This is a genomic window from Streptomyces sp. NPDC031365 (genome assembly GCF_055569765.1).
This window is the reverse complement of the sequence record NZ_JBVIIM010000041.1, coordinates 21,789-42,894: the sequence shown is the minus strand read 5'-3', so window position 1 is coordinate 42,894 and position 21,106 is coordinate 21,789. Positions and strand designations below refer to the sequence as shown.

The window sequence follows — 21,106 nt, the reverse complement described above, 5'->3', positions numbered from 1 at the left end:
CTGGGACTGGACGTGAGTGCAGGGCTCTCGCTCTCCGCCGTGGAACATCCTGCTCGGCCACGTCGAGTCCGACCGTGGCTGATGTACCTCAACCAGGGCCGCGCCGAAGGCGACCGCCCCGTCACCACCCCGCGCCATGCCAGCCGGCTCCTGCTCACCGACCCCGAGAAGCTGCGCCCGAAGGAAACGACCCCGCTGGAGAAGATCGCCGCGGCCTGCCCGGAAATGACCACGCTCGCCGGTCTCATACGCGGTTTCGCCGCCCTGCTGAAACCGGCCGAGGGCAACGACATCAAACTCATCGAGTGGATCGCCACTGCCCGCGCTGCCGCACTGCCCCACCTGCGCAGTTTCACCAACGGCCTCGAAATCGACCGGGCCGCCGTCAACGCCGGCCTCACCCTGCCGTACCACAACGGCCGCACCGAGGGCGTCAACACTCGCACCAAGAGGATCATGAGACAGATGCACGGACGCGCCGGATTCGACCTCCTCCGCCACCGCATTCTCCTGCCCTGACGGCTACCCGACGTCACCACCCACTACGGGCCAGAGCCGAACGATTCACAGTCCCGTACGAGGGGTGGTGCTGAAGGTCAGATCAGGGTGCCCGGGACGGAGTGCCGTACTGCGCGGGGCGGGCGGAGTGCCGTACGCGGCGGGACGGTTCGGCCCTACGGGTCCGGGCCGCCGGCCGGACATACGGCGCCGGAGGCTGGTGAAGTCGATGGCGGCAACCCGGCGCGGGCACCGGCGGGTGGCTCAGGCCCGCGCTCGCGGCCGGGCCCGACGCTTGCCGCCGCCGTGGCCGGCACCGCGGCCGCCTGTTGGGCCGTCCGGCCACAGCCGGGGCCGACGCTTGGCCGCGAGGTCCTCCACCCAGCCGAAGGCCAGCACACAGCCGGAGATCAGGATCCACGCCAGGACCAGGACCGGCCAGGGACTCTCCAGCAGCCAGGGCACGTTGAGCTCCAGGGTCTCGAAGCCCCACAGCCGGTCGTAGAGCGTGGCGGCGACCAGGATGCACACGTTGTGCCACAGGTAGATCGTCACCGCGCGGGAGTTGAGCAGGGTGATCGGGCGGACCCAGCGGCGCAGCCGGCGCGGCCACTCGGCCCACGAGGGGCTGATGTGCAGCAGCAGGAGAACCGTCGCGAACGACCACACGGCCTGCGCGAAGGGGATGGAGTCGAGGTCGTGTCCGGTGCTGAAGCCCTGGTGGAAGGCGTACCAGAGGCCGAAGGCGGCGACGATCGGCGCGAGCGACGGCACGACGTACCGCGGGAGGCGCTTGAGCACGCCCTGCTGGTGGGCCATGCCGAGGATCCAGCAGGCGCCGAAGGTGCTGAAGTCGGTGAGCGCCGAGTCGATCCGCTCGCTGGGCAGGGCGAGCCAGCCGAACTCCAGGACCGCCGACAGGACCAGCGGCGCGGCGATCGTCGGCCACGGCAGAGCGCGCAGCAGCTTGAGGAGGTACGGGGAGAGCAGGACGAACCAGAGGTAGGCGCGGATGTACCAGAGCGGGCCCGCGAGTTCGGCGGCCCAGTCCTCGCCGAGCAGGCCCTCGATCCCGGCGACGCCCTCGGCGTAGGGCGGGTCGCTCAGCGGCAGCACCCAGAAGGTGAGGTGGAGGAACCACCAGCCGGGGTGGCCGTCGTCGTCGGGGCTCCAGCCCTGGGCGAGCATGCCCGCCACGCCGATCGCGCCGAGCAGCCACAGCGGGGGCAGCAGCCGGCGCATCCTGCCGCGTACGACCTGGACGGCGGGGCGCTTCAGGGAGCGGGCCATCAGGTTGCCCGCCAGGGCGAACATCACGCCCATGGACGGGAAGACGACGGGCAGCCAGGCCCAGCCGACCAGGTGGTAGAGGACGACACGGAACAGGGCGACCGCGCGGAGCAGGTCGAAGTAGCGGTCCCGGGCAGGTGGGCGGACGGCCGGTTCGGACGGTGCCGGGCGGGAGGGGGCGGACGGGGCGGACGGGGCGGACGGGGCGTTCGATCCGTCCGCCCCGTTCGTCGCTTCCGTCAAGTCCGTCGCGTTCGGGCCGGCCGGCAGGAGAGGTGCGGTCACGTCGTGGGTCTTCCTGGTGCGTCGCCGGGGAGGCGGGAATGTGACGAGCGGGACCTACGCCACCGGGCTGCCGCCCATGGCCCGCGGCTGCTGGGCGGAGGCTCCCGGCGGGGCCGAGATGCCGCCCTTGCGCCGCAGCTTCTGCCAGCGCAGCCGTCCGCCGGTGAGCGCCGTGATCCAGGACTGGAGCAGCACGACGTACATCAGCTGCCGGTAGAGGATCTGCTGCAGGGGCAGCGACAGCAGCGGGGTGAGCTTCTCCTTGTCGAGGGCGAAGGAGTAGGCCGCGCAGGCCGCCTGGATGGCGAGGACGCCGAACCAGGCCAGGATCGTCGCGCGGGTCGGGCCGAAGACCAGGCCGTAGATGAGGAACACGTCGATGAGCGGGGCGAGCAGCGGGGCCAGCACCATGAAGAGGGAGACCAGCGGGAGTCCGACCCGGCCGAAGCGGCCCGAGGGACCCCGGTCGATCACCGCGCGGCGGTGCTTCCAGATCGCCTGCATGGTTCCGTAGGACCAGCGGTAGCGCTGGGACCACAGCTGCTGCACCGACTCGGGGGCCTCGGTCCACGCGCGGGCGTTCTCCGCGTAGACCACCTTCCAGCCGTCGCGGTGGATGGCCATGGTGATGTCGGTGTCCTCGGCGAGCGTGTCGTCGCTCATGCCGCCGACCCGCTCCAGCGCGGAACGGCGGAACGCGCCGACGGCGCCGGGGATGGTGGGCATGCAGCGCAGGACGTCGTACATACGGCGGTCGAGGTTGAAGCCCATCACGTACTCGATGTGCTGCCAGGTGCCGATCAGCTTGTCCTTGTTCGCGACCTTGGCGTTGCCCGCGACGGCGCCGACGCGCGGGTCGCCGAAGGGCTGCACCAGTTCGCGGACGGTGGTCGGCTCGAAGACGGTGTCGCCGTCCATCATCACGATGATGTCGCAGCGGGCGTTGGCCACACCGCGGTTGAGGGCGGCGGGCTTGCCCGCGTTGAGCTGGCGGACCACCCGGACGCCCGGCAGGCCCAGCGACTCCACGATCCGCGCGGTGCCGTCACTGGAGCCGTCGTCGATGACGATGACCTCGATGGGGTGGTCGCTCTCGACGAGGGAACGCACCGTGTCCTCGATGCACTTGGCCTCGTTGTACGCCGGCACCAGCACCGTCACCGGTTCGGTGATCGGCGGTCCCCAGGCGAAGCCCTTGCGGCGCACCTTGCGGGCGTGCGCGGCCGACAGGACGAGCATCAGCACGAAGCGGCCGATGACCAGGAAGCCGATGATCGCGAGACCGACCACGAGGACACCGGTGATGTTGTCGGAGGCCTGGACGAGGAAGACCCAGGCCTTGCCCTTCCACAGCTCGACGCCGGTCACCGGGGAGTGCGCGCTGGGCGCCTCCAGGGCCTCGGTGAGGTTGTCGAACGCGTAGCCCTTGGCCTTCAGGTCGGGCATCATCCGGTCCAGCGCCCGCACGGTCTGGTGGCGGTCGCCGCCGGAGTCGTGCATCAGGACGATGCCGCCCTTGCCGTCCTTGGGCGTGGCGCGGCGGATGATCTCGTCGACGCCCGGCTTGCGCCAGTCCTCGCTGTCGGCGGTGTTGACGACGGTGATGTAGCCGCGGTCGCCGATGTACTGGGTGACCGGCCAGGAGGCGTTGTCCATGGCGCCGGCCTGGGAGGAGTACGGCGGCCGGAAGAGGGAGGTGCGGATGCCCGCGGCGCCCGTGATGGCGAGCTGGTTCTGGGACAGCTCCCAGTCGATGCGGTCCTTCGACTGCAGGGAGAGGTCGGGGTGGTTGAAGGTGTGCAGACCGATCTCGTGGCCCTCCGCGACCATGCGGCGGACGAGGTCGGGGTAGCGGGAGGCCATTGTCCCGGTGACGAAGAAGACGGCGTGCGCGTCGTGCTTCTCCAGCACGTCCAGGACCTTGGGGGTCCACACCGGGTCGGGGCCGTCGTCGAAGGTGAGGACGACGTGCCGGTCGGGCACGCGCAGGGTCTCCGCGCGGCCGCCCCGGGTGTCGATGACCGGGCCGCCCTCCAGGATCTTGTCCGGCACCCGGTCGGCCGCGGTCCCGGGCTGGACGCGGTGGTCGGCGAGGATTTCGCTGTGCACGTAGCCGCGCAGCATGAGCATCGCCATCAGGGCGACGAGGAAGAGCAGCGGCAGCAGCAGACGCAGAGGCACACGGCGACGGCGGGTTCGGGATGCCATCACAGGACGTTCTCCGGGGACGGTGCGGCGGACGTGGCGGGACGTTCCGGCTCGGCCCCGGGGTTCTCTGCGGCGACCGGCTGGGCGTCGTTGCCGCCGGCGACGGTGTCCGCCGCGGTGTCGACACCGGTGCCGCCGTCGCCGCCACCCGTGGGCGCGGTCGTCTCCGGATCGGGATCGTCGGCCGGCGAGGTCGGGTCCGCCGGCGGGGTGGTCGGCGTTTCCACGGGGGCTTCCGACGTGGAGGTGTCACCGGAGCCCGGATTCCGGGTCTTCTGGGTCGCGGTCGGCTCCGGGTCGGCGGTCGAACCGGGCTTGTCCTGGCCGGCGGTCGCGCCGGGTGCGGGGATGCTGACGCCGGGCTCGGGCACGGTGGGTGCGCCGGCGCTCGGGGAGCCTCCCGGGAGGAGGCTGGTGCCGGCGCCGGGAGTGGCGTCCGTCTCGCCGGCCCCCGGGGAGGTCTCGACCTTCCCCGCGGGCCGCTCCCCCTGCTGCTGTCCGGGCACGGGCAGCCAGGGAGCGTCGGAGTTGCCGGACAGCAGCGTGGCGACGAGGACGGCGGCGTAGCCGGCGCAGGCGAGACCGACGGCCATGCCGATACGGCGGTATCTGCGGCTGCGGCGGCCGGACTCGTCGACGAACACGGGCCCGTCGGCGCCGTCCGGGGCCCCGCTCTTCGGAGTGGCGGGGGCCCCGCGCAGCACGCCGTCCCCGAACTGTACGGCGTCGAGCTGGACGGTCACCTCGTGCGGATCGTGCGTGGCCGCGGCGGCCTCACCGGCGGGCTCCTCCTGCCACGGGTCCCGGAGGGAGGCACCGGCGGCCACGCCCGCCGCAGAAGTCGGCCAAGGGCTCTTCACCGGGGCGGCGGGACGGCGCAGCACCGTGGTGCGCTCCATGTCCGGCGGACCGTCCGCGGGCTCACCACGGAACCCGGCGGCGGGCTCCGCACCCCGCGGACCCGCCACGCCCTTCACTCCGTCACCGCGCGGGCCGCCGCCCCACTCGCCACGCGGTGTCGTTACGCCGTCCACGCCACGCGGGGCGTCCACGGGCTCCCTGCGGAACGGGGCCGCGCTCCGGCCGGCGTCCCCCGGGGCATCCATGCGCTCGGCGCGCGGGCCCGCGGCCCGGTTCGTGCCGGGCGGGCGTCCACCGTTGGCGTACGGGACACCACCGGCGTCCCGTCGGCCGTCCGCGCGGTCGCTCCGCGAGACCGACGGGCTGTCCGCGTGCTCGCCGCGCGGGCCCGCGGCCCTGTTCGTGCTCCTGGGGTTGGACACGTGCCCGACGGGCGGCTCGGCCGGGTGACTTCCGTGGAGATCGGCGGGCACGCCCGCTTGCGCGCGGTCGCTCAGCAGTCGTGCCGTCCGGTCCGCGTTCCACGGGCCGGGCGTCCGCTCGCCGCGCGGACCCAGGACGGCAGCCGCGTCGCGCGGGGCGCCCGCGGCCTCCCCTCGGGGGCGGGCGGAACGGTCCGCGTCGCGCGGGCTGTCCGCCTGCGCGCCGCGCGGCGGCGTGGCGGCGGCTCCCTGATCGCGGGGGCTGTGCACCTGGTCACCGCGCAGGGCGTCCCTGCGCAGGAACACGGTGTGATCCTCGTTCCGGGCGGGGCCGCGCGGGGGCGTGTTGGTGACGGTGGGGAAGACTCCGATGCGGGCCCAGCGGTCCTCGATCGAGTCGGCCTCCGCGGACTTCCCGTCTTCGGCGTTGTCCGGTCGCTCCTCGGACGCCGTCGCGTCCTCGAGCTCTCCGGGTTGGGCGTCTTCCCGCCACTTTTCCACGCGCACGCACTTCCCCCCAGGGACAGTTCCGGGTGCGCATACGACCTGAGCACCCGCCGTCGGACCGGGCCCCCACCCGCTCCAAGCGCCCCGTTTATCACACTGTGCTCGGGCATTGAATGTAGCGCACGCGGAGGTTCCGTGTTTGCCGCCTGGCCTTTCGTGTCGATTGCGAGACATCACGGGGACGCCATCACGACGGAGTCGCTGGCCGGAACCCACCCCTCCCCCGGCGCCCGCAACCAGCCCTCTTCCGCGGCGACCACCGCCGCAGCCCGCCGAAGCCCCTCCAGAGCGGGATGAATCATTCCCTTTCGCCACACCAGGGACACGGGCGACAACGGAACCGGGGCCACGAGAGGCCGCAGCACCGTCGACGGCAACGGCGGGAAGTCTACGACGGCGAGGATCGGGTGCCGTGTCAGGGCCATGATCCGCTGGAACTCCTCCTCCCCGACGGCCAGTGGCGCGGGCGGCGCGAGCGCGATCCCCCGACCCTCGAACAGCTGTCGCGCGAGGTCGGTCCACTCCGGTGTACGGGGGTTCCCGGCCCCGGCGTACACCGTCTCGCCGGCCAGCGCGGCCAGCGGCACCTCGGTCAGTGGGGCCAGCGGGTGGTCCTCGGGCAGCACGATCGCCATCGGTTCGTACCGCACCGGCTGCTGGTCGAGCCCGGACCGCAGAGCGGGGGCGAGTCCCGCGAACCGCCCGAACGACGCGTCGAGCCGCCCCGCGAGCAGTTCTCCCGCGGCCCAGGTCAGCCCGCTCTCGTAGCGGGCCATCAGTTCGTGGTCCGGGGCGAGTTCACGGGCCCGGTGCAGCACCCGGCGCGGAGTCTCAAGACCCGGGGAGTTGAGGTCGACCAGCAGGGGCCGCGCCTGTCCGGCGGCGACGAGCAGGTCGTCCTGCGCCTGGAGCACCGCGCGGGCGTACGGCAGCAGACGTTCGCCGTCGGCGGTGAGCGTCACCTGGCGCGTGGTCCGGACGAACAGCTCACTGCCCAGCTCCCGTTCCAGCCGCCGTACATCCCGGCTGAGCGCCTGCTGGGCGACGTAGAGGCGCGCGGCGGCACGGGTGAAGTGCAGTTCGTCGGCGACGGTCACGAAGGCGCGCAGCAGGCGGGGGTCGAGGTGGGCGGGGGCGGGCATCCGGTGAACTTACAACACCGGTGCGTGAATCGGCACCGGAAAGGTGTTGGACCGGCCGCGTGACCAGGGACGACGGTGGAGCCATGCCGCAGCCGACATCCCGGGACACTCTCCTGCTCACGGTCACCGCCGACACCCTGGTCGCCGTCGACTTCCGCCCGCGCACCCGCGACGGGCCCCGCACCGAGGGCCCGTACCGCCGTCTCTTCGCGCTGCCCGGCGCCCGCGCCTTCACGGCGGGCAACCTGATCGCCCGGCTGCCGATGGGCATGTTGAGCGTGAGCGCGGTCCTGATGATCGCCGGAACACGGGGTTCGTACGCCCTGGCCGGTGCCGTCACCGCGACCGGCCTGGCGGCGACGGCGGTGGCCGCGCCGTGGACCGCGCGCCTGGTCGACCGGTACGGGCAGGCCCGTATCGCCCTGCCGGCCACCGCGGTCGCCGTGCTCGGCTCGCTGACGCTGCTGCTCTGCGTGCGTCACGGCGCCCCCGACTGGACCCTGTTCGCCTCCTACGCCGCCACCGCCACCACCCCCAACACCGGCGGCATGTCCCGGGCCCGCTGGGCGCACCTGCTGAAGGACAGCCCCGAAGCGCTGCACACCGCCAACTCCTTCGAACAGGCCGCGGACGAACTGTGCTTCATGCTCGGCCCCGTCCTCGCGGTCTTCCTGTGCACGGCGCTCTTCCCGGAGGCGGGCACGCTCGTCGGCGCGGTACTGCTGCTGACGGGTGTCCTGCTGTTCACCGCCCAGCGGTCGACCGAGCCCCCGGCCGTCCGGCGTGCCACCGCGCGGGCTCCGTTCCGGGCGCCCGGCATGCGCCCGCTGCTGGCCGTGTGCCTGGCGACGGGCGCGGTGTTCGGCTCGATGGAGGTCGTCACCATCGCGTTCGCCGACGCGCAGGGGCACCGCGCGGCGTCCGGCGCGGTACTCGCGCTCCAGGCGGCCGGTTCCTGTGCGGCGGGGCTGCTGTACGGGGCGATACGCCCGGCCGGGTCCGCACGGTCCCGGCTGCCGTGGTGCCTGGCCTCGATGACCGCGCTGATGACCCTGCCCCTGCTCGCGGCGGGTCTCACCGGCTCGCTCCCGGTCCTCGCGGGCGCGCTCCTGGTCGCCGGGATGGCGACCGCCCCGACGATGGTCACCACCATGACCCTGGTGCAGCGGTACACCCCCGGGGGCCGGCTGAACGAGGGCATGACGCTCGCGGTCACCGGTCTGCTCGGCGGGATCGCCTGCGGCAGCGCGGCCGGCGGCTGGACCGTGGAGCACGTCCTGCCGGCGGCCGGATACGGCGTGCCGGTGGCGGCGGCCGCGACCGCGTTTCTCGTCGCCCTGTGTGCCCTGGTCCCGCTCGGGCCGTCGAACCGCTCCACCGATTCACGCACACCCCATTGACGACCACTGGTCCCGCACATACCTTCACCCGTCGAAGCGCTTCGACACCGCTTTCCGCCCCCCGCGGACCGTGCCAGTGAGGAACCTCCGATGGTGAAGATCACCGATGTGGCCCGGCGCGCCGGGGTCTCCCCCAGTACGGTCTCGTACGCACTCAGCGGCAAGCGGCCGATCTCCGACGCGACCCGGCGCCGGGTCCAGGCTGCCGTACGCGAGCTGGGCTACCACGCGGTCACCGGCCGGCCGCCGGCAGGCCGCGCGTCGAAGGTGCTGGCCCTGGCCGTCCCGATGCGCTCCGGCATCCATGTGCCCGTGATGACACAGTTCGCGGTGTCGGTGGTCACCGCCGCCCGCGCCCACGACCACGACGTCCTGCTGCTCACCCGGGGGGACGGCGAGGGAATAGGGCGCGTCGCCGGGGCGGGACTCGCGGACGCGGTGATCGTGACGGACGTACAGCTCCAGGATCCCCGGCTGCCGCTGCTGCGTTCCCGCTCCTTACCGTCCGTACTGGTCGGCGTGCCCGCCGAGCCGGACGGGCTGACCTGTGTCGACCTGGATTTCCGGGCGGCCGGTGAGCTGTGCGTGGAGCATCTGGCGCGGCTCGGGCACCGGGTCGTGGCGCTGGTCGGCTCACCGCCGGAGGTGTACGTACGACGGACCGCGTTCGCGCGCAGGCTCGTGGAGGGCTTCACCTCGGCAGCGGACCGGCACCGGCTCACCTCCACCGTGCATCCGTGCGACACCGGCCGGGAGGCCGCCCGCGCGGTCGCCGAACGGCTGTTGCGCGAACTGCCCGCGCTGACCGCCGTGGTGGTGCACAACGAACCGCTCCTCGACCCGCTGATGGACGCGTTCGAGCAGCTGGGGCTGCGCGTCCCGGGCGAACTGTCCCTCACCGCCGTCTGCCCGGCCCCCATGGCCGCGTCGGCCCGCATACCGCTCACCTCGGTCGCCGTGCCGTCCGCCGAACTGGGCACCCGCGCGGTGCGTCTGCTGATGCGGAAGCTGTCCGGCGCTCCCGTACCGGGGGCCACGCTGCTGCCGCCGTGTCTGACGGAACGGGCGAGCACGGCACCGCGCGGGGTGTGACACACCGGTTCAGCCCAGTTCCCAGGCCTTTCCGAGCCGGTACGCGGCACACAGACCCACGTCCAGGAAGTACGCCCCGGCCGCCCCGCACTGCTCGTCCCCGCTGCCGGGGTCGACGGGCTGGCCGTGTCCCATGCCGGTGAGGCTGTACGTCTCGACGACCGCGTTCCCCTCCGGGCCGCGGAAGACCTGGTGCGGGTGACCGGCGACGGTGTCACTGACGTCGGCGGTGCGGTCGGCGCCGTGCACGTCGGTCCACTGCTCCACCAGGCCGGTCATGTTGGCGGGCCTCACCGTGTAGTCGGCCGTGCCGTGCAGGACGGTGAGCGCGGGCCAGGGACCGGTGTGGCCGGGCCGCGCGGCACGCACCCGGTCGCCCCACTGCCGCGGGGTCTGCGTCGCACCGACGTACATGCAGACGTACGGCGATCCGGCGGCCTCGGCGCATCCGTACGGCAGCCCGGCGACGACACCGCCCGCGGCGAACTTCTCCGGGTACGTGGCCATCATCACGGCGGTCATCGCGCCGCCGGCGGACAGTCCGGTGACGTACACGCGCGAGGGGTCGCCGGAGACGTCGGCGAGTTGCCGGTCGACCATCTGGGCGAGGGAGGCGGCCTCGCCCTGTCCGCGCCGGATGTCGGTGTTCTGGAACCAGTTGAAGCACTGGCTGAGGTTGTTGCCGCTCTGCTGCTGCGGCAGCACGACGGAGAAGCCCCAGCGGTCGGCGAGCCGGGTCCAGCCCGTGCCGGAGGCGTATCCGGCGGCGTTCTGGGTGCAGCCGTGCAGGGCGACGACCACGGGCCGGCCGGCCGGCAGCCCGTCGGGGACGTAGCGGTACATCCGCAGGGCACCGGGGTTGCCGCCGAAGCCGGTGACCTCCTGAAGGGAGGCGGCTGAGGCGGCGGAGGCGACGGCCGGGGCGGGCGCGAGGAGGAGGGAGAGGAGGACGGCCAGGAGGGCCGTCAGCACGGTGGGGCGCAGTGCGGCTCTGGTCTGTGTCATGGGGAGAGAAGGTAGAAGCGTGAACCACCTCTCGGTATGGGGCCGGGCCCCACATCCCTCGGTCCCGGCCATGTGGCCGCATGACAAAGGCCCCGCCGCTCGAAGCGACGGGGCCCCTGCCCACATGGGATGAGTGGAGATGGCGGGAATCGAACCCGCGTCCAACGGTGCGGAATCAGGGCTTCTCCGTGTGCAGTCGGCTGTGCTTTTCTCGGCCCCGGAGATCACGCCGACAAGTCTCCGACGGGCTCAGTCACTGTGTGGTTTCCCTCTTCACCCCGTGACCGGGATCAAGGTTTAGTTCCCTAGCTGATGCCAGGATCCGGGTCGGGAACATCCCCGGGCTGACACTCCCTTAAGTAGGGGAGCCGCTGCTCGCTACCTGAAAATCAGGCAGCGAGGGCGAGCTCGCCCTGGGAGACAGATCGCTTAGAATTGGCGATTGTTTTTTTCGGCCTGTGGTTTACGAGATCATGGCCGCTTCCTCGACACGCTTCCCCTGCTTCGACAGCCGCTGTCGAAACCGATCATCCCCATGTTTTTTTCTCAAGGTACGCACCCGCTGTGGGGTGCTGTCGCCATCGTACGTGACCAACGCGGGTCGGTGCCAGCGTATTCCCCCGCCCTCCGCGGGGGCGGCCTATGCCCGCTGCTTCCTGCGGGCCGCCGAGATCGCCCGGTCGGTCTCCCGCCGGTCCTGCTTCTCCCTCAGCGTCTGCCGCTTGTCGTACTCCTTCTTGCCCTTGGCCAGCGCGATCTCGACCTTCGCCCGGCCGTCCTTGAAGTACAGGGCGAGCGGCACGATGGTGTGCCCCGTCTCCTGGGACTTGGACGCCAGCTTGTCGATCTCCTCGCGGTGCAGCAGCAGCTTGCGCCTGCGCCGCGCGCTGTGGTTGGTCCAGGTGCCCTGGCTGTACTCCGGCACGTGCACGTTGTGCAGCCACGCCTCGTGGTCGGTGAGCTGGACGAAGCCGTCCACCAGCGACGCCCGTCCCTGACGCAGGGACTTCACCTCGGTGCCGGTGAGGACCAGACCGGCCTCGTAGGTATCGATGATGAGGTAGTCGTGCCGCGCCTTCTTGTTCTGCGCGATCAGCTTGCGCCCTTTTTCCTTAGCCATAGTGCCGCCCATTTTCGCACTACGGAGGGGGTCGGCGGGAAGCCGATTACCGACCACCGGTTAGCGGCCCAGTCCGCCGAGGACCGTCTCGGCCCGCTGGAGCGCCTCTTTGTCGGCCTCCAGGTCGGGCGTGAGGCCCTGACCGTCGACGCCCCGGCCGGAGGGGGTGCGGTAGTGGCCGACGGTCAGCTCGGCGACGGAGCCGTCGGGCAGCGTGGTCGGCATCTGGACCGAGCCCTTGCCGAAGGTGCGGGAGCCCACGACGACCGCCCGTCCGCGGTCCTGGAGCGCGCCGGTGAGGAGCTCGGCCGCGCTCATCGTCCCGCCGTCGACGAGTGCGACCAGGGGTCTGGCCGTGTCGCCGCCGGGCTCGGCGTGCACGGCGCGCTGCTCACCGTCGACGTCGTAGGTGGCGACCAGGCCGCCGTCGAAGAAGGCGGAGGCCACGATGGCTGCCTCGGCGACCAGTCCACCGGAGTTGCCCCGCAGGTCAAGGATGATCCCGGCGCCCGCCGGGGCCTGCCGTACGGCGGTGCGGACCTCGTCGCCGGATCCCCTGGTGAAGGCACCGACCGTGATGACGGTGACGCGGGAGTCCAGTTCGCGGACGGTGACGGTGTCCTGGGACAGCCGGGCCCGGCGTACGGTCTCGCTCCACGCGCGCGTGCCGCGTTCCAGACCGAGGCGGACGGTGGTTCCGGCGCTGTCGCCCGCGGCGTCGCCCCGCAGTATGGAGATGACCTCCGTCACGGGCCGTCCGTCGACCTGTTCCCCGTCGACGCTGCGCAGCCGGTCCCCCGCGCGGATGCCCGCTTCGGCGGCGGGTGTGTCGCTGCCCACCTTGGTCACCTCGATACGCCCGTCCCGCTCACGGGCCCACAGGCCGACGCCGGTGTAACGGCCGTCCAGGGAGTCCTCGAACTCCTCGTACTCGCCCGGGGAGTAGACGGCGGCCCAGCGGTCCCCGCTGCGGCTGACGGCGCGCTGGGCGGCCTCCATGGGGGACGCGCCGTCGGCGGCGGCCTCCTCGACCGCCCTGGCGACCTCCGCGTGATGGCCCACGGGAGCGGTCGCCGGGGCCCCTTCCGCCGTGTCCTCGCGGTCGGTGCCGGGGAGGCTGCCGGTGGCCGCACCGGCGACCAGCACACCGGCGAACACCAAGGTCAGGGCGGCCCCGCGGCCGATGCGGCGGGGCTGACAGAACAGGGCACGACCTGACATGCCGGTGAGTCTAGGACAACACGAAGGGGCGCACGGCAGGTTGGCCGTACGCCCCTCCGGGCAAGAGTCACACCTTCAGGTACTTGCGCAACGCGAAGAACGCGGCCAGCGCCGGCATCAGCAGACTCGTCGCGAGGATCAGCGGGAGCTTCGTCAGTACGGCGTCCCAGCCGATGAAGTTGATCAGGTTCAGCTTCTCGGACAGGGCCAGTCCGTGGTCGATGATGAAGTACCGCGCGACCAGCAGGAATCCGCACGCGAGCGTGCCGCCGATGAGTCCGGCGACCGCGGCCTCCATGATGAACGGCGCCTGGATGTAGAAGCCGGAGGCGCCGACCAGCCGCATGATCCCGGTCTCACGCCGACGGCTGAACGCGGAGACGCGCACCGTGTTGACGATCAGCATCAGGGCGACCACCAGCATCAGGGCCATCACCGCGCGGGCGGCCCAGTTCATGCCGTTCAGCAGCCCGAAGAGGTTGTCCAGGATGCCCTTCTGGTCCTGCACCGACTGCACGCCGTCGCGCCCGTCGAAGGCGGTGGCGATGACCTGGTACTTCTCCGGGTCCTTCAGCTTGATGCGGTACGACTCCTGCATCTGGTCCGGGGTGAGGGAGCTGGCCAGCGGGGAGTCGCCGAACTGCTCCTTGTAGTGCTTGTACGCCTCGTCCTGCGACTCGTACGACACCGAGTCGACGACCGACATCTTCTCCAGGTCGGTCTTGATCCGACCCTTCTGGTCGTCGGTCACCGCGCCCTTGGCGCAGTTCGGGTCGGACTCGGCGTCACTCTTGTTGCACAGGAAGATGGAGACGTTGACCTTGTCGTACCAGTAGCCCTTCATCGTGTTCACCTGGTCGCTCATCAGGAGCGACCCGCCGAACAGGGCGAGCGACAGGGCGACGGAGACGACGACGGCGAAGGTCATCGTCAGGTTGCGGCGGAGACCGACGCCGATCTCCGACAGAACGAACTGGGCGCGCATGGCGTCTGATCAAGCCTTTCCGTGGAGCGTCAGTGCTGGTAGCCGTAGACGCCGCGTGCCTGGTCGCGGACGAGACGGCCCTTCTCCAGCTCGATGACGCGCTTGCGCATCTGGTCCACGATGTTCTGGTCGTGCGTCGCCATCACCACGGTGGTGCCCGTCCGGTTGATGCGGTCGAGCAGCTTCATGATGCCGACGGAGGTCTGCGGGTCGAGGTTGCCGGTGGGCTCGTCGCAGATGAGCAGCTTGGGCCGGTTGACGAAGGCCCGGGCGATGGCGACGCGCTGCTGCTCACCGCCCGAGAGCTCGCCCGGCATGCGGTCCTCCTTGCCGCCGAGCCCGACGAGGTCGAGCACCTGCGGCACGGACTTGCGGATCTCACCGCGGGACTTGCCGATGACCTCCTGGGCGAAGGCGACGTTCTCGGCGACCGTCTTGTTCGGCAGGAGGCGGAAGTCCTGGAACACGGTCCCCAGCTGGCGCCTGATCTGCGGCACCTTCCAGTTGGAGACGCGGGCGAGATCCTTGCCCAGGACGTGCACCTGCCCGTGGCTGGCCCGCTCCTCGCGGAGGATCAGCCGCAGGAAGGTGGACTTTCCGGAGCCGGAGGATCCCACGAGGAACACGAACTCGCCCTTCTCGACCTCCAGGGTGACATCCCTGAGGGCTGGACGGTTCTGCTTGGGGTAGGCCTTGGACACGTTGTCGAATCGGATCACGGATGCACCACGGGTAGCCGGGGGTAGATGAGCGTGACCATACGCGAACCGGGGAGGCAAGCGCAGGCACCGGAGGGGTTGTGTGAGGCTTGAACCCTTTTTGTTCCGGTGCCGGGTGAGCACACCCCCCTCCGGGGCACGGCGAACCGCGCGGGCGACCCCCACGCCGCCGCAGCCGCGAAAACCCCCGGGAAATCCCCTTCCGAAGCGACCCGGCGCAGCTTCGGCGGGAACCTGGCACAGTGGAAGGGGGGAACGTTCACGCCGACGTGGGCGTTGTGGGGACTGGAACCGGTGCGAGGAGGGCGAGCGCATGACGTACGACCGGCTGGTGTGCGCGAACTGCGCCGCGCCCGTGAGCGAGGGCCGGTGCCCGGTGTGCCGCGCGAACCGCGAGCGGCTGCAGCAGGAGAACAACTTCTTCGCGGGGCTGAACCCCGTCACGCTGATCGCCCTGCTGGTGGTGCTGATCGCGGCGATGGCGCTGCTCGCCCAGCAGACCGTCTGAGCCGGGGACAGCGGCGAGGACAGGACGAAGGGCCCGGAGCGCGCTTGCGCTCCGGGCCCTTCGCCTACGCCGTGTGCACGGTGTGCACGCGCGCGGCCACCGTCAGGCGGCGGCGCCGCCGCGGCCGGTCATCAGGCGCGGCAGCACCCGGAAGCCGATACCGCCGGCGATCATCGTGGCGGCACCGATCACCAGGAAGGTCATCTCGGCGGCACCGGTCTCGGCAAGCTCCTTGCCGTTGCCCTGGGCCGAGGTGGCCGGGGCGTCGTCGCCGGTGTCGGTGAGGGACGAGGAGCCCTCGTCCTGGGGCGAGGCACCGCCATCGGGGTCGGCTGCGTTGCCACCGTTGCCGTTGCCCGGGGTGGTCGGGTCCTCGGTGGGCTCGGTCGGGTCCTCCGTGGGCTCGGTCGGGTCCTCGGTGGGCTCGGTCGGGTCCTCGGTGGGCTCGGTCGGGTCCGGGTCCGTGGGCTCCGGGTCGGTGGGCGCGGGGTCGGTCGGGACACCCGGGCCATCGGTGGGCGCGGGGTCGGTGGGCGCGGGGTCGGTGGGCGCGGGGTCGGTCGGGTCGTCCGCGTCCTCGTCGCCGAGGCCCGCCGCGACCTCGACGTTGAGGCCGCCTTCGCCCGCCTCGGCGCTCACACCGAGGTCGAGGGCGGAGGCCGCGCCGGCCGCGGTCAGCGAGGCGCCGGCCGCGATCACGGCGCCGGCCGCGATCCGTGCGACACGGATCCGCGTCTTCTTGGTCATGTGGTTGCTACCCCCAGTAGCTGATCGTCAATGAGGCGGCGCTCGGGGCCGTGATCAACGGAGGTTGCTGCGGTGAAGCGCCCCCGGTTCACATGCGCCCCGGAGATACGCATGCCACGCTTCACCCTTCCCATTTTCCAAAGGAACGTCAAGGCCGTTGCGTGCGCGATGTCCTGCTACGCACGCTTTGCGGAGCAAGGAAACAGCGACTGTGACGTAAAACCCGGACATCCCTGACACAGAAAGGCAACTGCCGCCCAGTGGGCGGCAGTTGCCTTGTCGACAAAACGGCGGTCGCGCGGGGGAGTTACTTCTCCTGCTGCTTGCGCCAGCGAATCCCGGCCTCGAGGAAACCGTCGATCTCGCCGTTGAACACGGCCTCGGGGTTGCCGACTTCGTGTTCCGTACGCAGGTCCTTGACCATCTGGTACGGGTGCAGCACGTACGAACGCATCTGGTTGCCCCAGGAGTTGCCGCCGTCGCCCTTGAGGGCGTCCATCTTCGCCTGGTCCTCCTGACGGCGCCGCTCCAGGAGCTTGGCCTGCAGGACGTTCATCGCGGTGGCCTTGTTCTGGATCTGGGAGCGCTCGTTCTGGCAGGAGACCACGATGCCGGTGGGCAGGTGGGTGAGTCGCACCGCGGAGTCGGTGGTGTTCACGCCCTGGCCGCCGGGGCCGGACGAGCGGTAGACGTCCACGCGCAGCTCGGACTCGTCGATCTCGACGTGGTCGGTCTGCTCGACCACGGGAAGGATCTCGACGCCCGCGAAGGAGGTCTGGCGGCGGCCCTGGTTGTCGAAGGGCGAGATGCGCACGAGGCGGTGCGTGCCCTGCTCGACGGAGAGGGTGCCGTAGGCGTAGGGCGCCTGGACCGAGAAGGTGGTCGACTTGATGCCGGCCTCTTCGGCGTACGACGTCTCGATCAGCTCGGTCTTGTAGCCGCGCTGCTCGGCCCAGCGCAGGTACATGCGCTGGAGCTTCTCGGCGAAGTCGGCGGCGTCGACGCCACCGGCCTCGGCGCGGATGTTGACCAGCGCCTCACGCGCGTCGTACTCGCCGCTGAGGAGTGTCCTGACCTCCATCTCGTCCAGTGCCTTGCGGACCGCGGTGAGCTCGGACTCGGCCTCCGCGCGGGTGTCCGGGTCGTCCTCCTCCTCGGCCATCTCGAAGAGCACGGAGAGATCGTCGATCCGGCCCCGGAGCGTCTCGGCCTTCCGCACCTCGGCCTGGAGGTGGGAGAGCTTGCTGGTGATCTTCTGCGCCTCGTCCGGGTTGTCCCACAGGGACGGCGCTGCCGCCTGCTCCTCGAGCACGGCGATGTCTGCCCTCAGCTTGTCGAGGTCCAGGACGGCCTCGATCGACTCCATGGTCGAGGAGAGGGATTTGAGCTCTTCGGATACATCGACGACTGCCACGCCCTCCAGCGTAACGGCTCCCCGCACCGGCCCACGCAGGACGGCGGCGGGGGGCGGGGTGCGCCCATGGGTGCGGGGGGGGCTCGGCCCGGCCGGGCGGGCTCGGCCGGGGGCCACCCCGGGCGCGGGGGCGCCCCTTGAGCGGGCTCACCTCGGTGGCGGGGCGGGGAGGGGGTGGCGGGGCGGGGATGACTCCGGTGTGCCACTCATCGCGGGGCCGGGGGCGGCATCGGTGTCCGCGGGGCGGATTACGGCCTTGGGGTCGGGTTTCTCGCGCCCCCGCCGCCCCTTCCCTTCCCGTCCCTGGGGGCTCCGCCCCCAGACCCCGTTCGCGCAGTTTCCCGCGCCCCTGAGGGGGTGGGGGTCGGGGGGTGGCGGGACGTGGACGCGGGCGTCGGCGATGTCGCGCGTCACTGAGGGGGGTGGGGGTCAGGGGGTGGCGGGGGCCGAGTTCCGGGTGTTGTCGGGGGGTGTGGTGTCGTCCTCGGCGGTCGCCAGCCAGGTGCCCACGCCGGCCGCCGTCACGAGTGCCACCGCCACGGCCAGGGCCAGCCGGCGCCGGCGGGTGACCGCGCGGTTGCGGGCCGAGCCGGGGCGGGGGGCGCCGGCCGCCCGGGGCGCGCGGGCCGTGCCCCGGGCGCCGCCGGCCAGTTCGTCGGGCGCGGGCACCCTCATGGACGTATGCGTGTCGCGGTTGGAGTCGGACGGCTTCGCGCCGGGCACCAGCGGGACCGCGCCACGGCGCCGCACCGGCTCCCCTGCGCTCCGGGGAGGGCCGGACGCCGGGACCGCCTCGTCCGCCTCCTCCTCCGGCTGGGTGTCCGGCTCGTCCACGTCCAGCGGCGGCATCCCCACCAGCATCGGCAGCAGCTCCCGCAGCCGCGCGCCCAGCTCGGAGGCGCGCAGCCGGGACGCCGGGGCCTTCGCCAGGCACTGCACCAGCAGCTGCCACAGCTCGTCCGGGATGCCGGGGAGGGGGACGACCGTCTCGGTGACATGGCGGCGCAGCACCGCGCCGGGGTGGCCGCCGCCGAACGGCGTGAAGCCCGCGAGCAGCTCGTACAGAACCGTGGCGAGGGCGTAGATGTCGACCGAGGCGCGCGGCGGCAGGCCCTCCACGATCTCCGGCGCCAGATAGTCCGGCGTCCCGATGATCTTCGTGGCCCGGGTGCGGCGCGGGGTGTCGATGAGTTTCGCCACTCCGAAGTCCGTGAGCAGGGCGCGGTGCGAGCCGCCGGGGCCGAGCGGGCCCTGCATGTCCAGCAGCACGTTCTCCGGCTTCACGTCCCGGTGCACGACCCCGGCCGCGTGCGCCGCCGCCAGCCCGTCCGCGACGTCGGCGACGATGGCCACCGCCGCCTCCGGCGCCAGCCTGCGCTCCCGGTCGAGGCGGGTGCGCAGGTCCGTACCCCGGACGAGGTCCATGACCAGCGCGAGATCGTTGCCGTCGACCACCAGGTCGCGTACGGAGACGATGTGCGGATGTTCCAGGCCGAGCAGCGCCGTCCGCTCCTGCACGAAGCGCCCGACGAGCTCCTGGTCCGAGGAGAGATCCTCACGCAGCAGCTTGATGGCGACGGGCCCGTCGGGGCCCTCGCCCAGCCACACCGTGCCGGCGCTGCCCCGTCCGAGGATCTGGTGGGCGGTGTACCGGCTGCCGATTCTCCGTGCCAAGGCTGCTCCTACCGACGCGTGTTGTCGCTAAAACTACGCGTCCGAGGAGCCGTGCTTCACCGGGGATACGGAAATCGGCGCCAGGTGTCGACAAAGCAGTAAACAAGCTCAGTTCGAGCCGGAGGGTGCCGAGGGCTCGTCGGGGCCGCCCAGGTCCTCGATCCAGCCCGTCACCGAGCCGAACCAGTCGCTGAGCTGTCCCCAGTAGCTCTGGCCGGTGCCGATCCAGTCCTGGAGCGGGCTCAGTTCCCAGACCAGCCAGCCCGCGACGAACAGGATGACGATCGTGAACAGGCACCCCTTCAGGCATCCCAGCCCCGGGATCCGCATCGGGTTGGCGCCGCGCTGCCGGGGCGGCCGGGGCTCCCGCGCGGGACGCTGCGGCTCCGGCGGCGGGGCGTACCGCTGCGGCTGGGGCTGCTGCGGCCGCTGGGGCGGGGCCGGGGCGTACTGCTGGGGCTGGTGCTGCTGCTGCGGATAGCCGTATCCCTGGCCGTGCTGCGGCTGCGGCTGGGGGCGCCGCTGGGGCGGCTGCTGCGGGGGCCGGGCGACCTGCCGCTGGGGGCGGCGGCGCAGCGGGTCCTGGTTCGGGTCGAGGTACTGGACCTGGGTCTGCTCGTTGCGGTCGCGGGCCGCGCGGAGCTGGTTCTGCCAGGGGTGCGGGTCCTCGGGCCCCGGTCCGCCGGGCTGCCCGGGCGGTACCGGAGGCATCACGGCCGTGGGGTCGGCGGCGCCGGCCGGGGAGCCGGTCTGCGGCAGGACGCTGGTCGCGCCGTTGGGGTCGTAGCCGCCCGCGCCGTGCGGAAGGACCTGGGTGGGGTCGGCGGCACCGGGTGCGCCGGGCACCGCCGCGGGCGTCGGGTCGGGGGCGAGGAGCACGCCCACGTTCTCCGCGGCGGAGATCTGCCCGGAGTTCGCGTGCACACCGATGCCCTGGGCGACGACCCGCAGGCCGCGCGCGAGGTTCTCGGCGCTGGGGCGCTCGTCCGGGTTCTTGCGCAGGCAGCGCTCGATCACCGTCCACAGCGGGTCGGGGACGGTGGAGGGGCGGCGCGGTTCGGCGCTCAGATGCTGGTGCAGCACCTCGAGGGCGGAGCCGCCGGAGAACGGCGGACGTCCGGTGACCAGCTCGTACAGCAGGATGCCGGCGCCGTAGATGTCGACGGCGGAGGTCTGCGGGCGGCCCTCGGCGGACTCCGGCGCGATGTACGCGGGCGTGCCGACGAACTCGTGGGTACGGGTCAGGCCCGGGGAGTCGGCGAGGCGGGCGATGCCGAAGTCGGTCAGCATCGGGTGCATCTCGCCGCCGGTCTGCCTCAGCAGGACGTTGGCCGGCTTCAGGTCACGGTGCACCACCCCGTCGGCGTGGCTGACGCCGAGCGCGTCGGCGATCTGGGCGGTCAGCAGGGCGGCGGCGACGGGGGTGAAGGGGCCGTTCTCACGGAGGTGGCGGTGCAGGTCGGGGCCCTCGACGAGGTCCATGACCAGGGCCAGCAGATCACCCTCGACCACCAGGTCACGGACCCGGACGATGTTGGGGTGGGTGAGCCGCAGCAGGACGGAGCGCTCGCGCAGGAAGCGCGTCACGATGTCGGCGTCGTTGGCGAGCTCCTCCTTGAGCACCTTGATCGCGACGGTCTCGCCGGGCTGTCCGGGGACGGCCGCCTCGGCACCCGCGGTCTCCCGCTGGCGGGCTCGCCAGACGGTGCCCGTGGCGCCGCGTCCGAGCGGCTCCTCGAGCAGGTACTTGCTCCCTACCGGCCGCACGTCATGCGCTCCCTGCTGCTTGCTTGGCTGGCGTACACCGTGGTCCACCCTGCTGCGGAATGTTCCGACCCACTGTAGTGCCGCCGCGCGGGATACCGGCCGGTCGACTTCGACGTCGTCTTCCCGTGGTCTCGCTGCCGTGCCTCTGTGGGTCTTACGTACCGGTTCCCGTCGGTGTTCGACGGTTCGAAGGAAAGACGCTCCACTCGGTCTCTTGGTTGCCGCGGGGTGGACGTGACCG

The 21,106-nt window shown here is 72.0% G+C and carries 16 protein-coding genes, 1 other RNA gene and 1 pseudogene; 4 read left to right on the top strand and 14 right to left on the bottom strand.

From position 1 onward, the window contains the following. Positions 1 to 84: 84 nt before the first annotated feature. Positions 85 to 519: pseudogene (locus tag ACZ5C2_RS35720) on the top strand (transposase); the annotation flags it as partial. A gap of 243 nt (positions 520 to 762) precedes the next feature. Here ACZ5C2_RS35720 and ACZ5C2_RS35715 read toward each other — a convergent pair. The 4 genes from ACZ5C2_RS35715 to ACZ5C2_RS35700 all read right to left on the bottom strand — a co-directional run bounded on the left by ACZ5C2_RS35715 (position 763) and on the right by ACZ5C2_RS35700 (position 7,213). After that, positions 763 to 2,031 (bottom strand): acyltransferase family protein, encoded by a 1,269-nt coding sequence (locus ACZ5C2_RS35715; RefSeq protein ID WP_468800708.1) that lies wholly within the window; start codon positions 2,029 to 2,031, stop codon positions 763 to 765. Between the two features lie 96 nt (positions 2,032 to 2,127). Further along, positions 2,128 to 4,281 (bottom strand): polysaccharide deacetylase family protein, encoded by a 2,154-nt coding sequence (locus tag ACZ5C2_RS35710; protein WP_468800695.1) that lies wholly within the window; start codon positions 4,279 to 4,281, stop codon positions 2,128 to 2,130. Then, a complete protein-coding gene (locus tag ACZ5C2_RS35705; RefSeq protein ID WP_468800692.1) occupies positions 4,281 to 6,071 on the bottom strand; it encodes a DNA polymerase III subunit gamma/tau domain-containing protein in 1,791 nt (596 codons plus the stop codon). Before ACZ5C2_RS35705 ends, ACZ5C2_RS35710 begins: the two co-directional genes overlap by 1 nt. Positions 6,072 to 6,244: 173 nt before the next feature. Beyond that, positions 6,245 to 7,213, bottom strand: a complete 969-nt coding sequence (locus ACZ5C2_RS35700) for a LysR family transcriptional regulator (protein WP_468800690.1) — start codon at positions 7,211 to 7,213, stop codon at positions 6,245 to 6,247. 83 nt (positions 7,214 to 7,296) lie between these two features. Between ACZ5C2_RS35700 and ACZ5C2_RS35695 the strand changes: the two genes are divergently transcribed. After that, a complete protein-coding gene (locus ACZ5C2_RS35695; RefSeq protein ID WP_468800687.1) occupies positions 7,297 to 8,613 on the top strand; it encodes an MFS transporter in 1,317 nt (438 codons plus the stop codon). A gap of 90 nt (positions 8,614 to 8,703) precedes the next feature. Next, positions 8,704 to 9,705 (top strand): LacI family DNA-binding transcriptional regulator, encoded by a 1,002-nt coding sequence (locus tag ACZ5C2_RS35690; protein ID WP_468800685.1) that lies wholly within the window; start codon positions 8,704 to 8,706, stop codon positions 9,703 to 9,705. A 9-nt stretch (positions 9,706 to 9,714) separates the two neighbouring features. Here ACZ5C2_RS35690 and ACZ5C2_RS35685 read toward each other — a convergent pair whose 3' ends face one another. From ACZ5C2_RS35685 to ftsE, 6 genes are all read right to left on the bottom strand, one after another. Further along, positions 9,715 to 10,710: an extracellular catalytic domain type 1 short-chain-length polyhydroxyalkanoate depolymerase gene (locus tag ACZ5C2_RS35685; RefSeq protein ID WP_468800682.1), complete on the bottom strand. Its 996-nt coding sequence runs from the start codon at positions 10,708 to 10,710 to the stop codon at positions 9,715 to 9,717. 131 nt (positions 10,711 to 10,841) lie between these two features. Next, positions 10,842 to 11,245: a transfer-messenger RNA gene (gene ssrA / locus ACZ5C2_RS35680) on the bottom strand. 105 nt (positions 11,246 to 11,350) lie between these two features. Further along, on the bottom strand, positions 11,351 to 11,830 hold the full coding sequence (smpB, locus tag ACZ5C2_RS35675) for an SsrA-binding protein SmpB (RefSeq protein ID WP_468800679.1): 480 nt from the start codon (positions 11,828 to 11,830) through the stop codon (positions 11,351 to 11,353). A gap of 60 nt (positions 11,831 to 11,890) precedes the next feature. Further along, the gene (locus ACZ5C2_RS35670; protein ID WP_468800676.1) at positions 11,891 to 13,051 is read right to left on the bottom strand and encodes a S41 family peptidase; all 1,161 of its coding nucleotides are present in this window, start codon (positions 13,049 to 13,051) and stop codon (positions 11,891 to 11,893) included. A gap of 67 nt (positions 13,052 to 13,118) precedes the next feature. After that, entirely contained in the window at positions 13,119 to 14,036 is a 918-nt protein-coding gene (ftsX, locus tag ACZ5C2_RS35665) for a permease-like cell division protein FtsX (RefSeq protein ID WP_468800673.1), read from the bottom strand. Between the two features lie 29 nt (positions 14,037 to 14,065). Then, on the bottom strand, positions 14,066 to 14,755 hold the full coding sequence (ftsE, locus tag ACZ5C2_RS35660) for a cell division ATP-binding protein FtsE (RefSeq protein ID WP_103543777.1): 690 nt from the start codon (positions 14,753 to 14,755) through the stop codon (positions 14,066 to 14,068). Between the two features lie 313 nt (positions 14,756 to 15,068). Here ftsE and ACZ5C2_RS35655 point away from each other — a divergent pair, with 313 nt between their 5' ends. Further along, positions 15,069 to 15,263: a hypothetical protein gene (locus ACZ5C2_RS35655; RefSeq protein WP_468800669.1), complete on the top strand. Its 195-nt coding sequence runs from the start codon at positions 15,069 to 15,071 to the stop codon at positions 15,261 to 15,263. Between the two features lie 102 nt (positions 15,264 to 15,365). Here the strand turns inward: ACZ5C2_RS35655 and ACZ5C2_RS35650 are convergent, their stop codons facing one another. The 4 genes from ACZ5C2_RS35650 to ACZ5C2_RS35635 all read right to left on the bottom strand — a co-directional run bounded on the left by ACZ5C2_RS35650 (position 15,366) and on the right by ACZ5C2_RS35635 (position 20,865). Next, entirely contained in the window at positions 15,366 to 16,010 is a 645-nt protein-coding gene (locus tag ACZ5C2_RS35650) for a hypothetical protein (protein WP_468800666.1), read from the bottom strand. 307 nt (positions 16,011 to 16,317) lie between these two features. Then, positions 16,318 to 17,424, bottom strand: coding sequence for a peptide chain release factor 2 (gene prfB, locus ACZ5C2_RS35645; RefSeq protein WP_468800663.1), 1,107 nt, complete (start codon positions 17,422 to 17,424; stop codon positions 16,318 to 16,320). Between the two features lie 429 nt (positions 17,425 to 17,853). Further along, positions 17,854 to 19,098 (bottom strand): serine/threonine-protein kinase, encoded by a 1,245-nt coding sequence (locus tag ACZ5C2_RS35640; protein WP_468800661.1) that lies wholly within the window; start codon positions 19,096 to 19,098, stop codon positions 17,854 to 17,856. A 108-nt stretch (positions 19,099 to 19,206) separates the two neighbouring features. Continuing rightward, positions 19,207 to 20,865, bottom strand: coding sequence for a serine/threonine-protein kinase (locus ACZ5C2_RS35635; RefSeq protein ID WP_468800659.1), 1,659 nt, complete (start codon positions 20,863 to 20,865; stop codon positions 19,207 to 19,209). Positions 20,866 to 21,106: the final 241 nt, after the last annotated feature.

Excerpts from the sequence above, each read along its gene's own strand:
- ACZ5C2_RS35710 (WP_468800695.1), bottom strand. The coding sequence starts at position 4,281 with ATGGCATCCCGAACCCGCCGTCGCCGTGTGCCTCTGCGTCTGCTGCTG.
- ACZ5C2_RS35700 (WP_468800690.1), bottom strand. The coding sequence starts at position 7,213 with ATGCCCGCCCCCGCCCACCTCGACCCCCGCCTGCTGCGCGCCTTCGTG.
- ACZ5C2_RS35695 (WP_468800687.1), top strand. The coding sequence starts at position 7,297 with ATGCCGCAGCCGACATCCCGGGACACTCTCCTGCTCACGGTCACCGCC.
- ACZ5C2_RS35690 (WP_468800685.1), top strand. The coding sequence starts at position 8,704 with ATGGTGAAGATCACCGATGTGGCCCGGCGCGCCGGGGTCTCCCCCAGT.
- ACZ5C2_RS35685 (WP_468800682.1), bottom strand. The coding sequence starts at position 10,710 with ATGACACAGACCAGAGCCGCACTGCGCCCCACCGTGCTGACGGCCCTC.
- smpB (WP_468800679.1), bottom strand. The coding sequence starts at position 11,830 with ATGGCTAAGGAAAAAGGGCGCAAGCTGATCGCGCAGAACAAGAAGGCG.
- ACZ5C2_RS35670 (WP_468800676.1), bottom strand. The coding sequence starts at position 13,051 with ATGTCAGGTCGTGCCCTGTTCTGTCAGCCCCGCCGCATCGGCCGCGGG.
- ftsX (WP_468800673.1), bottom strand. The coding sequence starts at position 14,036 with ATGCGCGCCCAGTTCGTTCTGTCGGAGATCGGCGTCGGTCTCCGCCGC.
- ACZ5C2_RS35655 (WP_468800669.1), top strand. The coding sequence starts at position 15,069 with ATGACGTACGACCGGCTGGTGTGCGCGAACTGCGCCGCGCCCGTGAGC.
- ACZ5C2_RS35650 (WP_468800666.1), bottom strand. The coding sequence starts at position 16,010 with ATGACCAAGAAGACGCGGATCCGTGTCGCACGGATCGCGGCCGGCGCC.